This window comes from Pseudomonas sp. 3MA1, assembly GCF_029237275.1.
GTDB lineage: Bacteria > Pseudomonadota > Gammaproteobacteria > Pseudomonadales > Pseudomonadaceae > Aquipseudomonas > Aquipseudomonas fluorescens_AP.
The window spans coordinates 113,668-127,769 of record NZ_JAACFX010000008.1 but is presented as its reverse complement, the minus strand read 5'-3'; the positions used below and the strand labels follow the sequence as shown (position 1 = coordinate 127,769).

The following is a 14,102-nucleotide window of genomic DNA, read 5'->3' as shown; positions in this document are numbered from 1 at the left end:
GCCTGCGAGGCTGCGCAAAGGCCCGCAGGGCCTTGCTTGTCGATCTACCGTCGGGCGGGTGGTGGCCTTGATATCGCCGCGTCTGTTGCACAGCCGTTCGCAGCCTGCGGCAGCGGCTACACAGGCTTCGGCTCGGCACAAAGCCGTTCGATAATCGGACGGTATTTTTTATCCCTCTTGTATGAAAATGGAACTGAGTTCTAAATATTTGGAATTCATTGTCCCTATAACAATCACAAGAGGATCTTCCATTGAACCCGCCACTGCGCATTGCCCTGATCGGCGTCGGCAATATGGGGCAGCAGCATTACCAGCACCTCAAGACCCTGGCCGAGGCCAGGCTGTGCGCCGTGGCCGATCCGGGGCCCCAGGCGCAAGCCATCGCCGGGCAATGGCAGGTGCCGCATTTTCGCGATCACCGGACGTTGCTCCAGGAGGTGCGCCCGGATGCGGTAATCGTCGCCAATCCCAACAACCTCCATGTCAGCACCGCCCTGGATTGTCTGGCGGCAGGCGTGCCGGTGCTGCTGGAAAAACCGGTGGGCGTGCACCTGGATGAAGTGCGCGAGCTGGTGGCGGCATCGCGCACCACGGGCGTGCCGGTGCTGGTGGGCCATCACCGGCGCCACAACCCGCTGATCGCCCGGGCCCATGAACTGGTGCACGGCGGCGCCCTGGGCCGGCTGACCACGGTCACCGCGCTCTGGCAGTTGCAAAAACCCGAGAGCTACTTCGACATCCCCTGGCGCCGCGAGGCCGGGGCCGGGATGTTGCTGACCAACCTGATCCACGACCTCGACCTGCTGCGCCACCTGTGCGGCGAAGTGCGACAAGTGCAGGCCATCACCAGCAACCGCGTGCGCGGCTACGCCAACGAGGACTGCGCCGCGGTGCTGTTGCAGTTCGACAACGGCGCCCTGGGCAGCCTGACCGGTTCCGATGCGGTGGCCGCGCCCTGGAGCTGGGAGCTGGATGCCGGAGAGAACCCGGTGTATCCGCGTCAGGCCGATCAGCCGTGCTACCTGCTGGCCGGCACCGAGGGCGCGCTGAGCATTCCCCAGCTCAAGCGCTGGCATTACGCCGAGGCCGGGGCCGGTTGGCATCAACCCTTGCTGATGCAGCAGGAAGCCTTCGATCCGGGCGAGGCCCTGCGCTTGCAATTGCAGCACTTCGTCCAAGTCGCCCGCGGCGAAGTCGCGCCGCTGGTGAGTGCTGCCGATGCCGCGCGCACCCTGGCGCTGGTTGAGGCGATTCGCCAGGCCGCCGCCACGGGCCGAGCCTGCACCCCCACCCCTATTGAGTGAACGATTGATGAGTGAGCGGATTTTTTCCCTGGCCAGCCTGACCGTGCTGGAGCTGTCGCCGCCGGAGATGGTGGAGGTGGCCGCCCGTGCCGGCTACAGCCATGTCGGCCTGCGCCTGGAACCGGCGACCCCGGAGGAGCATCACTTCCCGCTGGTGGCGGATGCCGGCTTGCGGCGCCAGACTCTGGCGCGCCTGCGCGATAGCGGCGTGCGGGTGCTGGATGTGGAGATCCTGCGGCTCAAGCCGCAGACCCGGGTGGGCGACTTCGAAGCGCTGCTGGCGGTGGGCGCCGAGTTTGCCGCCAGCGAGTTGCTGGTGGCGGGCAATGACCCGGATGAGGCGCGCCTGACCGACAACTTTGCCGCCTTGTGCGATCTGGCGCGGCAGTATGGCTTGCATCCCCATCTGGAGTTCATGCCCTGGACCGACGCGCGCAACCTGGAGCAGGCCGTGCGCGTGGTGGAAAACGCCGGTCGTGACAATGGCTGCGTGCTGGTGGACGCCTTCCATTTCGACCGTTCGGGTTCGCGTCTGGCGGACTTGGCCAAGGTTGATCCGGTGCGCCTGCGTTATGCGCAGCTGTGCGACGTTGCCGGGCCACGTCCGGACGATATGCAGGAGATCCTGCGCCAGGCCCGTAACGAGCGGCGCTTTCCGGGGCAGGGCGACTGCGATCTGGCGGGGTTGCTCCGGTGTCTGCCGCAGCACCTGCCCCTGAGCCTGGAAATTCCCACGGTGCAGCTGCTGGAGCAGGGCGTGAGTGCCTTGCAGCGGGCGCAGATGGCGCTGGATGCAACGCGCGCGCTGCTGGCCAGGATCTGAGTGGGCGGGGGGCTTTCGCCGGCAAGCCGGCTCCTACAAATACCCGCTAGGAGCCGGCTTGCCGGCGAAGCCGTGTTTTCAATCACCTTCAAGGAATGCCCATGACCCGCAGCACGCCCCTTTCCGGGATCAATCAGCCTTTCAAGGGCATTCTGCTGATCGTCCTGGCGACCTTCCTGTTCGCCAGCCACGACGCCCTGTCCAAATACCTCTCGGGGTTCTTCCCGGTGATCATGGTGGTCTGGGCCCGCTACCTGATCCATACCTTGCTGATGGCCGGGATCTTCCTGCCGCAATCCGGCCTGCGGGTGTTGCGCAGCAAGCGGCCGCTGCTGCAACTGCTGCGGGCCTTGTGCCTGTTGAGCACCAGTTTGCTGTTCACTTCGGCGCTGTTGTTCATTCCCCTGGCCGAGGCCACGGCGGTCAACTTTCTCGCGCCGGTGCTGGTTACCGCGTTGTCGGTGCCCTTGCTTGGCGAGCAGGTGACCCGCGGCCAATGGCTGGCGGTGATCTGCGGCTTTGTCGGGGTGCTGATCATCGTCCATCCGGGCGGCGAGCTGTTCACGCCGGCGGTGCTGCTGCCGTTCTGCTCGGCGCTGTTCTTCTGCTTCTATCAACTGCTGACCCGCAAGCTGGCCGAGCATGACAGCCCCACCACCAGCAACTTCTTCGCCGGGCTGTGCAACACCCTGGTGATGACGGCGCTGGTGCCGTTCTTCTGGCAGACCCCCGGGTTCTTCCATGGCGTGCTGATGCTGGCGCTGGGCGCCTGTGGCATGAGCGCCCACCTGTTCCTGACCCAGGCTTTTCGCCATGCGGCGCCGGCGCTGCTCGCGCCCTTCGGCTATTGCCAGATTGTCTTTGCCGGGCTACTGGGCTGGCTGTTGTTCGGCCATACGCCGACGCTGATCACCCAGGTGGGCATCGCCGTGATCTGCCTCAGCGGGCTGGCGGCGGCCTGGCAGCAACGTCGCCGCTGAGACGATTCAAAAGCGGAAGCGCACCACCAGGTTCTGCAGGCCTGCCGCCAGGTGCGACAGCTCCTGGCTGGTGGCGTTGGTGCGCGTGGCGGCGTCGGCGCTTTCCAGGGACAGGTCGCGGATGTTCAGCAGGTTGCGGTCCACTTCACGGGCCACCTGGGCCTGTTCTTCCGAGGCACTGGCGATCACCAGGTTGCGCTCGTGGATCTGCTCCATGGCCCGGGTGATTTGCCCCAGGGCCAGCCCGGCCTGTTCGGCGATGGACAGGGTCTGGGCCACCCGCTGGCTGTTGCCGTGCATGGATTGCACCACGCTGTCGGTGTCGCCCTGGACCCGGCCGATCATCTGTTCGATTTCCTGGGTCGACTGCTGGGTGCGATGGGCCAGGGCCCGCACTTCGTCTGCCACCACGGCAAAACCACGGCCGGCTTCCCCAGCCCGCGCGGCCTCGATGGCGGCGTTCAGGGCCAGCAGGTTGGTCTGTTCGGCAATGGCGCGGATCACGTCCAGCACCTTGCCGATTTCCCGTGACTGCTCGGCCAGGGTCTGCACTTGCTGCAAGGCGGTGCCGACATCGCTGCTCATGGCCTGGATCGAATCCAGGGTCTCGATCACCCGGGCCTGCCCCTGGGTCGCCTGGGTGGTGGACTGGCGTGTGGTGTCGGAGGTGGACACCGCGTTGCGCGCCACTTCCTCGACGGCCGCGGTCATCTCGTTGACGGCTGTGGCGGCTTGCTCGATTTCGTTGTGTTGCTGCTGCAGGCGGCTGGAATCCTGGTGGGTGCTCTGGCTCATCTGTTGCGCGGCGGCGGCCAGTTGGGTCGAGGTGCTGCTGATCAGTTGCAGGGTTTCCCGCAGGCTGGCCTGCATGCTGGCCAGGGCCTTGAGCAGGCGCGCGGTTTCATCGCGGCCCTCGCTGTGGATCGGTCGGCCCAGATCGCCGGCGGCCACTTGCTCGGCCACGCCCACGGCCTGGCGGATGGGCACGACGATGCTGCGAATCAACAGCCAGGCCAGGCACAGGGTCAGCAGGGCGACGGCCAGCAGGGCGCCGATCACCGTGACCTTGACCTGGGTGTACAGCGCGTCGGCGTGCTGGGCCGACTGGCTGACTTCCTCGGCGGTCAGGTTCATCAGTTCGGCGAACTGGTCGCCGGTCTGGGTCGAGTAATCCTGGATCTTGCCGTTGAGCAGGGCCGTCATCTCGCTGCTGCGATTGTCCTGGGACAGGGCTTCGTACTGGGCCAGGGCCTGTTGGTAGCTTTTTACCGTGGCAAGGAATGTCTGGTATTGCGCCCGGTTGTGATCGCCCACCAGCGGCGCGAACCTGGCCAGGGCCTGGTCGAGCCAGGCTTGTACTTGATGCAGGCGGGCCACGGTGGCTTCCAGCACCTTGGGTTCGCGGTTGAGGGCCATGCGCAGGCTGAGCACGCGGATGCTCAACACGTAGTCGCGCACTTCACCCAGGTAGCGGGTGCTGGGCAGGGAAATGTTTTCGGTGTGCTGGCCGGTGGCGCGGACTTCGGCCACTTGCTTGAGGGCGAACAGCCCCTGCAGCAGGACCAGCAGGGCAATCACGCCGAAGCTGATCACGGCGCGTTTGGCGATGCTCAGGTTACCCAGCGTCATGGGACGTACTCCGAGTGTGGAAAAAAAAGGGAGGGGTGCAGATAAAAAAGCGCAGGCCCGGGACCGGACCTGCGCGAGGGGAGCATCAGTCTTCTACGTGTGGAATCTTGCGCGGGGCCATGAAGTACATCCAGGTCAGGGCAATGAAGTACATGGCCGGGATCAGGGTGAACAGCAGGGTGTAGTTGTTGTTGGTGACGGTGAGGATGTGACCGACGATCTGGGTCATGAACATGCCGCCGATGGCCGCGCACATGCCGCCAAAGCCGAACACGGTGCTCATCATGTGCTTGGGCGTGTAGTCCATCACCAGGCTCCAGATGTTGGCGGTCCAGGCCTGGTGGGCGCCGATTCCCAGGGAGATGGCGAACACGGCCAGCCACAGGTTGGCGGTGCCGGCGGCCATGATCACACCGATGATGCAGCAGGCGAACAGGAACATCGACAGCAGCCGCGCCTTGATCGGGTTCATGCCGCGACCGATGAGGAACGAGGAGAGGATGCCGCCACCGACGCTGCCGAAGTCGGCGGTCAGGTAGATGATGATCAGCGGGATGCCCATCTGGGTGACGTTGATCCCCAGGTTGTACTGCTGGTTGAGGAACGGCGGCAGCCAGTACAGGTAGAACCAGAACACCGGTGCGGTCAGCGAGTAGGCCAGGGCGAAGGCCCACGTGCCGCGCATGCGCAGGATGCGGCTGAAGGGCACGCGGGTCGGCTCGGGCTCCACTTGTTGTTGGATGTAGGCCAGTTCCGAGGCTTTGACGCTGGGGTGATCTTCCGGGTTGAAGTACTTCAGGCCCCAGAACAGCAGCCAGACGCCGCCCAGCGCGGCCATGCACAGGAACGCCGCTTGCCAGCCCCAGGCGTGGAGGATCAATGGCAGCAGCATCGGGGTGAACATCGCACCGACGTTGGTCCCGGCGTTGAAGATCCCGGTGGCTACCGCGCGTTCACCGGCCGGGAACCACAGGCGCGTGGTCTTCACGCAGGCCGGGTAGTTGGCGGCTTCGGTGAGCCCGAGAATGAACCGGCAGACCATGAAGCCCGCCGCCGAAGTGGCCAGGCCGTGGGCGCCGGTGGCCAGGCTCCACAGCAGCACGGCGAAGAAGAACACCCGCTTCACGCCGATCCGGTCGATCAGCCGGCCCTGGAGCACGAAGCCCACGGCGTAGCCGACCTGGAACCAGAAGTTGATGTTGGCGTAGTCCATCGCCGTCCAGCTCATTTCCTTGGCCAGGATCGGCTGCATCACGCCCAGGGCGGCGCGATCGATGTAGTTCAGGGTGGTGGCGAAGAACACCAGGGCGAGCATGCCCCAGCGGGTCTTGCCGACGGCCATGGCGCCGCGGATCTTGTCGCCGATGCCGCTGGCAGCACCGAGGCTCGGGGCGATGCGAGAGCTTTGAGAAGGAGTCATGTAAGCCATCCGTTCAGTGACTGACGAGCCAGGGCTCGTCGGAACTCAAGGGCGCGTGATCAATCGTCAGTGGGGCATGTCAGCCAGGGACTGGGTGATTGATCGGCTGGGTAGGTTCGTCGTTGCGGCGTTGCAGCAGGCGGACGAACGTCATCGGGTCGAGCGCAGCTCAGGGCTGTAGCGCGTCGTGATCCAGGAGGCCGGTTGAGGTCGTTCCAGGCGCAAGCCAAAGGGATGAGCAGCAGGGCGGGGCGTTGAGTGCAAGCATGAGGGTGTACCCGATTTTTGAAATTTTTATGGTGTGTTCTGGGTCTGGGCGATTGAAGCCGCGGTTTCCGGGGCGGCTCAATGTGCTGTCGATGGTGCGCAGTGGCCGAAAAATCGTCAATTCGCCAATCGGCATTCTGTTCGATAATCGAACACAAAACTAACTGGTTCGTACACTTTAAATCATGCTGTGGAATAATCCGCCACATCGAATAAAAGGCTCGGGCGCCACCGGCCGTCATTTCCCGGGAGTTGAATCATGCAGCGTTCCATTGCCACCGTTTCCTTGAGCGGCACCCTGCCGGAAAAACTCGAAGCCATCGCCGCCGCCGGCTTCGATGGGGTGGAGATTTTCGAGAACGACCTTCTCTATTACGACGGCAGCCCGCGGGAAATCAGGCAGATGTGCGCCGATCTGGGGATCGCCATCACCCTGTTCCAGCCGTTTCGGGATTTCGAGGGCTGCCGCCGCGATCGCCTGGCACGCAACCTGGAACGTGCCGAACGCAAATTCGACCTGATGCAGGAACTGGGCACCGACCTGGTGCTGGTGTGCAGCAATGCCCAGGCCGACAGCCTCGGCGAGCGGCAGATCCTCATCGACGACCTGCACCTGCTGGCCGAGCGAGCCGGCGCCCGTGGCTTGCGCATCGGCTACGAGGCCCTGGCCTGGGGCCGCCATGTGAATACCTATCAACAGGTCTGGGACATCGTGCGCAGCGCCGATCACCCAAGCCTGGGGGTGTTGCTGGACAGCTTCCATACCCTGTCGCTCAAGGGCGATCCGGCGGCGATTGCCGAGATTCCCGGGGACAAGATCTTCTTCGTGCAGATGGCCGACGCGCCGATCCTGGCCATGGACGTGCTGGAGTGGAGCCGGCATTTCCGCTGCTTCCCGGGCCAGGGTGAATTCGACCTGCCGGGGTTCCTGGCGCCGATCATCAAGAGCGGCTACACCGGGCCGCTGTCCCTGGAAATCTTCAACGACGGCTTTCGCGCCGCGCCGCCGCGGGCCAATGCCGCCGACGGCCTGCGTTCCCTGCTGTACCTGGAGGAAAAGACCCGCGAGCGCCTGTTGCAGGAAGCGCAGCCGGTGCCCAACCTGGACATCCTGTTCGCCCCGCCGGCGGTTGAAGCCTATGGCGGCACCGAGTTCCTTGAGTTCGCGGTGGACGATGCCCTGGGCGCCAAGCTGGGCAGCTGGCTGGAACGCCTGGGGTTTGCCAAGGCCGGACAGCATCGTTCCAAGAACGTGAGCCTGATGCGCCAGGGCGATATCAACCTGATCCTCAACTCCGAGCCCTATTCCTTCGCCCACAGCTTCTTCGAGGCTCACGGCCCTTCGGTGTGTGCCACGGCGATCCGGGTCAAGGACAGCGCCAAGGCCCTGGAGCGGGCGGTGGCCTACAAGGGCCAGCCCTATCGCGGGCTTGTAGGCCCCAACGAGCTGGAGCTGGCGGCGGTGCGCGAGCCCGATGGCAGCCTGATCTACCTGGTGGACCCGCAGCAGGGCGGCCAGCACCTGTACGACACCGACTTCAACATGCATGACGATGTGCAAGCCAAGGGCGGCCTCAAGCGCATCGACCACATGGCCATGGCCCTGCCGGCGGACAGCCTCGACAGCTGGGCGCTGTTCTACAAGAGCCTGCTGGATTTCGAGGCCGATGACGAAGTGGTGCTGCCCGATCCCTATGGCCTGGTGAAAAGCCGCGCCCTGCGCAGCCGTTGCAGCTCGATCCGCTTGCCGCTGAACATCTCGGAGAACCGCAACACGGCGATCTCCCATGCGCTGTCCAGCTATCGCGGCTCGGGGGTGCATCACATCGCCTTTGATTGCGACGACCTCTTCGCCGAGGTCAGCCGGGCCAAGCAGGCCGGGGTGCCGCTGCTGGATATCCCGCTCAATTACTACGACGATTTGGCCGCGCGCTTTGATTTCGACGATGAGTTTCTCAGCGAGCTGGCCTACTACAACGTCCTGTATGACCGCGATGCCCAGGGCGGTGAGCTGTTCCATGTCTACACCGAACCCTTCGAGGGGCGCTTTTTCTTCGAGCTCATCCAGCGCAAGAACGGCTACGCCGGCTATGGCGCGGCCAACGTGGCGGTGCGTCTGGCGGCCATGGCCAAGTCCCGCAGTGGCGCGGTGCGCCAGGCCAAGTTGTAGCGCATTGGTAAGCGGAGGCGGCATTCCACCGCCTCTGTGCTTTCTTTCGCGACAGGACGCGGCCCATAATCGCCCGCGTGTGCAGTGATGGCCGTGAGCCCAGAATGACAATGACCAGTGAACGCTCGATTGCGCCCGATGAGCCTGCTCTCGAACCGCGCAAGAGTCGCAAGAACAACCCGGAAAAGACCCGCGAGAACATCCTTCAAGAAGCCATTGTCGAGTTCGTCCAGCAGGGCCTGTCCGGCGCGCGGGTGGACGCGATCGCCGAGCGCATCCACACCTCCAAGCGCATGATCTATTACTACTTCGGCAGCAAGGAGCAGCTGTACGTCGAGGTGCTGGAAAAACTCTACGGCGATATCCGCAGTACCGAGAGCCGCTTGCACCTGGCGGAACTGGCGCCGCAGGAGGCGATTCGCCGGCTGGTGGAGTTCACCTTCGATCACCACGATCGCAATGTGGATTTCGTGCGTATCGTCAGCATCGAGAACATCCACAAGGCCGAGTACGTCAAGCAGTCCGGGGTGATCAAGGCGATGAACAACACCATCCTCCATGCCCTGGGCGAGATCCTTGAGCGTGGCGCGCGGGACGGGGTGTTCCGCAGTGGCCTGGATCCGCTGGACGTGCATTTGCTGATCAGCTCGTTCTGTTTCTATCGGGTGTCGAACCGCCACACCTTTGGCGAGATCTTCCAGATCGACCTGCCGGATGAAGCCATCAAGCAGCGGCATCGGGAAATGATCTGCGAGTCGGTACTGCGCTACCTGCAGGCCTGACGCCGCTGCCCGCAGGCGCTGGCTTGCCGGCGCAAGCGTCCGTAAGATCGCGATCGCCACCCGGCTCCTACAACAATCCCCCTCGACAAGGAAGGCACCATGGGCAACCCCGTTCCCACGCTGAAAATCATCCTGATCCTGATGATCGTCGTTGACTCGTTCTGGTTCGGCGAGCGCTTGCTGTCCCTGACCGGGTTCAGCGTATTCGACTGGCTGCCGAGCTCGGTGATCAATCTGGTGGGCCTGTTCGGCAGTCTGCTGATGATTCTCTTCAACGTGCTGTTGATCGGCCTGCTCGCGCGCCTGCAGCTCAAGCCCGAGTAAACGCAGTTCCTGTAGCCGCTGCCGAAGGCTGCGAACGAGCCGCAGGCTCGCCAGCGTCCTGACGGATGCCGAGGCCCCTGCGGGGCCTGTCGCAGCCTGCGGCAGCGGCTACAGGCGTATTTCAGCCATTCATGCTGTGGAAGTGCGCCAGCATCCGTTGCGGGTCGGCGCTCTGACCGCTGAACAGCTCGAACGCCTTGACCGCCTGGAACACCGCCATGGTGCCGCCGTCCAGGGTCCGGCAACCCAGGGCGCGGGCGTTGCGCAACAGCTCGGTTTCCAGCGGGAAGTAGACGATCTCGGCCACCCACAGGTCCGCCCGCAGCAGCTCCACGGGTACCGGCATGCCCGGCAGCTTGGCCATGCCCATGGGCGTGGTGTTCACCAGGCCGTCGGCGCTGGCCAGGGTACTGGGCAGGTCGCTGCCGGCCTTGGCCCGGCCGGCACCGAAGTGCTGGTTGAGATTGTCCGCCAGACTCTGCGCCCGCTGGTTTTCCACATCGAAAATGCTCAGGTGTTCCACGCCTTCACTGAGCAGGGCGTGGGCCACTGCCGCGCCAGCGCCGCCGGCCCCCATCTGCACCACGCGCCGTCTGGCCACCTCTGGCAGGCCACGGCGGAATCCTTCGGCAAACCCCAGGCAGTCGGTGTTGTGGCCGACCCGCTTGCCGTCCTTGAGGACCACGGTGTTGACCGCGCCAATCCCGCGAGCTTCCGGGGACAGTTCATCCAGCAACGGCAGGATGCTCTGCTTGCAGGGGAAGGTGATGTTCAGCCCGGTGAAGTTCATCCGTTCGGCGGCTTGGAGCAGGTCGGGCAGGGCGCTGCTGTCGAGCCCCAACTGGTCGAGGTCGATCAGCCGGTACAGGTAGCGCAGGTTTTGCGCGTCGCCTTCGTGTTCGTGCAGGGCCGGGGTGCGTGAAGCCTGGATGCCGGCACCGATCAGTCCGGCGAGTACGCCTGTATGGCCTGTCATAGACCTTGCTCCTTGAACCGCAGGCTGAAGTGTTCCAGCGCCAGGCGATAGCCGTGGCTGCCGAAGCCGCACATCACCGCCAGGGCGATGCCCGAGACAAAGGAGTGATGGCGGAAGGGTTCGCGGGCGTGGACGTTGGACAGGTGCACTTCGATCACCGGCAGCTCGCTGGCCACCAGCGCATCGCGAATTGCCACCGAGGTGTGGGTCCAGGCGGCGGGGTTGATCACGATGCCGGCGCAACGCCCGCGGGCGGCGTGGATCCAGTCCAGCAGCTCGCCTTCGTGGTTGGTCTGGCGAAACTCCACGGCCAGGCCGAATTCCTCGGCGGCACGGCCGCACAAGGCAGAGACATCGGCCAGGGTTTCGTGGCCGTAAGTCGCCGGTTCACGGGTGCCGAGCAGGTTCAGGTTCGGGCCGTTGAGCACCAGAACGATAGGACGCATGGGGGTAGATCTCCGTTGTTATTGTCAGCCTCGGGAGAAGGTACGAGGCGCTGGGGAGGTAAATTGTACTAACTGGTTAATTTGGTCAATTGATGGCCGAGAGCCGAGGCCAGGAAGCTTGATTAAGTGTTCGATAATCGAACGCTGTTATGGGCGATGGCCGTGGCAAGGCCTTGCCCGGCAATAAATGCTGACGACTTTGCAACTGCCGTAAGGCTGCCCTTGCCCTCTCTGGGGCTAACCTCAAACAGGACACCTCCTGCTGCCGTTTCAGGCCAGTGGTCGGATTAATGATGGAAACACGAATCTTTGGGCTCAATAACCTAACGGATGGGTTAGCATGAAAGTGTTCGTTTACAAGGGCTATGCGGTCGTCGTCATGTTGCGTGACGAACATTGCCCACCCCATGTGCATGTGGATGGTGGTCGCTGGAGTGCCCGTTTTCGCTTCAGCTTCTGGCATAACGGCGTCGAGCTCTGGGACGTTGTCCCCCATGGCCGCCGCCCGGCGCTGGCAGTCCTTGAGGGCTTGCGCCAGGCCTTGACGCAACGGGTGCATCTGGCTCGGCGTATCTGGTGGAGCAAGCTGCGCACCTTGTGCCTTGAGCAGCAGTTGTGGGATTGGCAAGCGAACGCTGTGGTGGAACGGTCAAGCGCTGGCTGCAGGGTGGACCTGATCGAGTCGGCGCATTACGAGGAACAACGAAACCTGACTCGCCTGACCCTGGTGGGCGCGGCGCAAGGAGTGGAGATCGAACTATGAAAGTCATCAAAGCAGCGGTGCCGGTCGATGTGCCCTTGACCCAGGCGTTGCTGGATCAAGCGATTGAACGCGGTGAAGCGCGTCATGACGCGGGTTTGCAAGTCAGCACCTTGAGCTATGCGGCCGGCTGCCTGTGCCTGGGCTTTGCCGATGGCAGTTCGATTCATCTGCCGGTGGACAACTATCCGGAGCTGGCGGCGCTGAGCGACACCCAGTTGCAGCAACTGCAGCTGGGCTTTGCCGCCACGGCGGTGTGCCATGAGGCCGTGGACCTGCAGGTGTCGATTGTCGGGCTGCTGTCTGCCAGCGAGCCGCTGATGAAGCTGGCGACCCAGTTGGTCGCCTCTCGCAACGGTCGGCAAAGCAGCGCGGCCAAGGCCCGGGCGGCACGCCTGAATGGCAAGAAAGGCGGCCGGCCGCGCAAGGTGGAGGTGCCGGCCTAGACGCCGGAGTGAGGCCGGTCGGTGCCGGAATCGTTCGCTAATGAATACTGATATCAATTGAAACTCATTCTCGTCTGACCTTAAGATGCCCGGCAATTTCCGTCATGTTCCAGGGAGTCGGTTTGTCGGACGTGGATCTCAAGGGACTGTTTCTCAAGCATGCCGCTGCCTTGCGTGGGTATCTGGCGCGCAAGATACGGGACCCGCAGTTGGCCGCTGATCTGGTGCAGGAGAGTTTCCTGCGGCTGGCCGAGCATCGGCGCGGCGAGCGTATCGACAACTCCCAGGGCTATCTCTACCGCACGGCGAACAACCTGCTGATCGACCATGTACGCCAGGAAGCGCGGCGCAAGACGCAGACCGTGCCCCATGAAGTGCTGGCCGACATCGAGGATGAGGCGGCCGGGCTGGAGGCTCAGGCGATGGCGCAGCAACAGCGCAAGGCACTGAAACAGGCGATCACCGAGCTGCCCCCGCGGACCCGGGAAATCTTTCGCCTGAACCGTATCGAAGGCCTGACCCACGCCGAGGTGGCGCGGCACCTGAACATTTCCGACAGCTCGGTGCAAAAGCACCTGGCCCGGGCACTGGCCTATGTGATGCAACGCCTGCAGGCTACCGACGGTCGGCCGGTCGACCAGTGAGTTACGGGAAAAGTCGCGGTCAGACGTCACTGCTTATATATAACGAGAAATCGAGATTCACACGTGAATAGCCAGGGTCCGCAAGAGCGCAGTATCACCGAGGCCGCCGCCGACTGGGCGGTGCGTTTGCAGGCGGGAGGCCTGAGCGCCGTCGAGCAGGCGCAGCTTGCCCAGTGGCAGGCCGCCGACCCGCGCCACCCCCAGGCCCTGGCGTTCGCCCGGCAGACCTGGGACGCCCTGGGCGAGTTGCGCCTGGATCCGGAACGGGCTGGCCCGGCGTCGCCACGGCGTCAGGCGGGAAGGCCGGCGACGGCGGCGCCTCGGCCGCGCCGCCGACGTCTGCTGCCACGAGTTGCCAGCGCGGCCATGTTGGTGCTGGTGGTTGCCCTGGGCTGGCTGCAAGGGCCGCAGGCACTGCTGTACCTGCAGGCCGACTACCTGACCGGCAAAGGCCAGGTGCGCAGCGTGCAACTGGCCGATGGCAGCACCGTGGAACTGGATTCCGAGAGTGCCATTCGCCTGGATTTCAGCGATGAAAAACGCCAGATCCAGCTGCTGGCCGGCTCAGCGGTGTTTGACGTGGCGCCCATGGTCGGCGCGGAAAAGCGCCCCTTCATCGTGCACAGCGCCGGCGGCCAGACCCGGGCCCTGGGCACCCGCTTCGTGGTCGGCCGTGAGAGCGCTCAACAAGCCTGGGTCGGCGTGTTGCAGCACAGTGTCGCGGTGAGCCTGGAGGCTGCGGCGCAACGCGGTGCCTCCGAGCGGGTGCTGCAAGAGGGGCAGAGCGTGCGCTATGACCCGCAGTCGGGCGTGGTCGCCCTCGACGGGATCGACCTGCAACGGGCCACCAGCTGGCGGCGCGGGGTGCTGGTGTTCGAGCGCCAGCCCCTGGGCTTGGTGGTGGAGCGCCTCAATCGCTATCGCCCCGGGCGCGTGGTGCTGACCAGCAGTGCCCTGGCCCAGCGGCAGGTCAGCGGTGTCTTTCACCTGGACATGCTCGACGCCGCTCTGGTCACCCTGACCCAGGAGCTGCAGGTGCAACGTTTCGACCTGGCCGGCGTCAGCCTGATTTACTGAGGCCTGCGGGCCTCTTTCCCTACCCCTGAAAAATAATTGGAAAAAACCTTACTG

The 14,102-nt window shown here is 64.3% G+C and carries 14 protein-coding genes; 10 read left to right on the top strand and 4 right to left on the bottom strand.

From position 1 onward, the window contains the following. The first annotated feature begins 251 nt into the window (after nt 1-251). The 3 genes from GWQ44_RS21285 (at nt 252) to GWQ44_RS21275 (ending at nt 3,107) form a co-directional block, all read left to right on the top strand. The gene (locus tag GWQ44_RS21285; protein WP_016966406.1) at nt 252-1,304 is read left to right on the top strand and encodes a Gfo/Idh/MocA family oxidoreductase; all 1,053 of its coding nucleotides are present in this window, start codon (nt 252-254) and stop codon (nt 1,302-1,304) included. Between the two features lie 7 nt (nt 1,305-1,311). Continuing rightward, nucleotides 1,312-2,127, top strand: a complete 816-nt coding sequence (locus tag GWQ44_RS21280; protein WP_275928224.1) for a sugar phosphate isomerase/epimerase — start codon at nt 1,312-1,314, stop codon at nt 2,125-2,127. A 101-nt stretch (nt 2,128-2,228) separates the two neighbouring features. Then, nucleotides 2,229-3,107 (top strand): DMT family transporter, encoded by an 879-nt coding sequence (locus tag GWQ44_RS21275; protein WP_016966405.1) that lies wholly within the window; start codon nt 2,229-2,231, stop codon nt 3,105-3,107. 6 nt (nt 3,108-3,113) lie between these two features. On the opposite strand, the gene GWQ44_RS21270 is transcribed toward GWQ44_RS21275, so the two are convergent. Then, the gene (locus GWQ44_RS21270; RefSeq protein ID WP_275928223.1) at nt 3,114-4,736 is read right to left on the bottom strand and encodes a methyl-accepting chemotaxis protein; all 1,623 of its coding nucleotides are present in this window, start codon (nt 4,734-4,736) and stop codon (nt 3,114-3,116) included. An 85-nt stretch (nt 4,737-4,821) separates the two neighbouring features. After that, nucleotides 4,822-6,156 (bottom strand): MFS transporter, encoded by a 1,335-nt coding sequence (locus tag GWQ44_RS21265; RefSeq protein ID WP_047306195.1) that lies wholly within the window; start codon nt 6,154-6,156, stop codon nt 4,822-4,824. 526 nt (nt 6,157-6,682) lie between these two features. Between GWQ44_RS21265 and quiC the strand changes: the two genes are divergently transcribed. From quiC to GWQ44_RS21250, 3 genes are all read left to right on the top strand, one after another. Next, nucleotides 6,683-8,593: a 3-dehydroshikimate dehydratase QuiC gene (gene quiC / locus GWQ44_RS21260; RefSeq protein WP_016967257.1), complete on the top strand. Its 1,911-nt coding sequence runs from the start codon at nt 6,683-6,685 to the stop codon at nt 8,591-8,593. Nucleotides 8,594-8,697: 104 nt separating this feature from the next. Then, nucleotides 8,698-9,375, top strand: coding sequence for a TetR family transcriptional regulator (locus GWQ44_RS21255; RefSeq protein WP_275928222.1), 678 nt, complete (start codon nt 8,698-8,700; stop codon nt 9,373-9,375). Between the two features lie 99 nt (nt 9,376-9,474). Next, nucleotides 9,475-9,699, top strand: coding sequence for a hypothetical protein (locus GWQ44_RS21250; protein ID WP_016967259.1), 225 nt, complete (start codon nt 9,475-9,477; stop codon nt 9,697-9,699). Between the two features lie 121 nt (nt 9,700-9,820). On the opposite strand, the gene GWQ44_RS21245 is transcribed toward GWQ44_RS21250, so the two are convergent. After that, the gene (locus tag GWQ44_RS21245; protein WP_275928221.1) at nt 9,821-10,675 is read right to left on the bottom strand and encodes a shikimate dehydrogenase; all 855 of its coding nucleotides are present in this window, start codon (nt 10,673-10,675) and stop codon (nt 9,821-9,823) included. After that, nucleotides 10,672-11,121, bottom strand: a complete 450-nt coding sequence (aroQ, locus tag GWQ44_RS21240; RefSeq protein ID WP_016967261.1) for a type II 3-dehydroquinate dehydratase — start codon at nt 11,119-11,121, stop codon at nt 10,672-10,674. The genes GWQ44_RS21245 and aroQ overlap by 4 nt, the downstream gene beginning before the upstream one ends. A 340-nt stretch (nt 11,122-11,461) precedes the next feature. On the opposite strand from aroQ, the gene GWQ44_RS21235 reads away from it, so the two are divergent. The 4 genes from GWQ44_RS21235 to GWQ44_RS21220 all read left to right on the top strand — a co-directional run bounded on the left by GWQ44_RS21235 (nt 11,462) and on the right by GWQ44_RS21220 (nt 14,048). Beyond that, on the top strand, nt 11,462-11,884 hold the full coding sequence (locus GWQ44_RS21235; protein ID WP_016967262.1) for a hypothetical protein: 423 nt from the start codon (nt 11,462-11,464) through the stop codon (nt 11,882-11,884). Then, a complete protein-coding gene (locus tag GWQ44_RS21230) occupies nt 11,881-12,327 on the top strand; it encodes a DUF2442 domain-containing protein (protein ID WP_047306191.1) in 447 nt (148 codons plus the stop codon). The genes GWQ44_RS21235 and GWQ44_RS21230 overlap by 4 nt, the downstream gene beginning before the upstream one ends. Before the next feature lie 122 nt (nt 12,328-12,449). Then, a complete protein-coding gene (locus GWQ44_RS21225) occupies nt 12,450-12,971 on the top strand; it encodes an RNA polymerase sigma factor (RefSeq protein WP_275928220.1) in 522 nt (173 codons plus the stop codon). A 63-nt stretch (nt 12,972-13,034) separates the two neighbouring features. Next, nucleotides 13,035-14,048, top strand: a complete 1,014-nt coding sequence (locus GWQ44_RS21220) for a FecR domain-containing protein (protein WP_275928219.1) — start codon at nt 13,035-13,037, stop codon at nt 14,046-14,048. Nucleotides 14,049-14,102 lie beyond the last annotated feature (54 nt).

What these genes read in the sequence shown, in the direction of transcription:
- GWQ44_RS21280 (WP_275928224.1), top strand. Translation starts at nt 1,312, where the DNA reads ATGAGTGAGCGGATTTTTTCCCTGGCCAGCCTGACCGTGCTGGAGCTG.
- GWQ44_RS21275 (WP_016966405.1), top strand. Translation starts at nt 2,229, where the DNA reads ATGACCCGCAGCACGCCCCTTTCCGGGATCAATCAGCCTTTCAAGGGC.
- GWQ44_RS21270 (WP_275928223.1), bottom strand. Translation starts at nt 4,736, where the DNA reads ATGACGCTGGGTAACCTGAGCATCGCCAAACGCGCCGTGATCAGCTTC.
- GWQ44_RS21265 (WP_047306195.1), bottom strand. Translation starts at nt 6,156, where the DNA reads ATGACTCCTTCTCAAAGCTCTCGCATCGCCCCGAGCCTCGGTGCTGCC.
- quiC (WP_016967257.1), top strand. Translation starts at nt 6,683, where the DNA reads ATGCAGCGTTCCATTGCCACCGTTTCCTTGAGCGGCACCCTGCCGGAA.
- GWQ44_RS21255 (WP_275928222.1), top strand. Translation starts at nt 8,698, where the DNA reads ATGACAATGACCAGTGAACGCTCGATTGCGCCCGATGAGCCTGCTCTC.
- GWQ44_RS21250 (WP_016967259.1), top strand. Translation starts at nt 9,475, where the DNA reads ATGGGCAACCCCGTTCCCACGCTGAAAATCATCCTGATCCTGATGATC.
- GWQ44_RS21245 (WP_275928221.1), bottom strand. Translation starts at nt 10,675, where the DNA reads ATGACAGGCCATACAGGCGTACTCGCCGGACTGATCGGTGCCGGCATC.
- aroQ (WP_016967261.1), bottom strand. Translation starts at nt 11,121, where the DNA reads ATGCGTCCTATCGTTCTGGTGCTCAACGGCCCGAACCTGAACCTGCTC.
- GWQ44_RS21235 (WP_016967262.1), top strand. Translation starts at nt 11,462, where the DNA reads ATGAAAGTGTTCGTTTACAAGGGCTATGCGGTCGTCGTCATGTTGCGT.
- GWQ44_RS21230 (WP_047306191.1), top strand. Translation starts at nt 11,881, where the DNA reads ATGAAAGTCATCAAAGCAGCGGTGCCGGTCGATGTGCCCTTGACCCAG.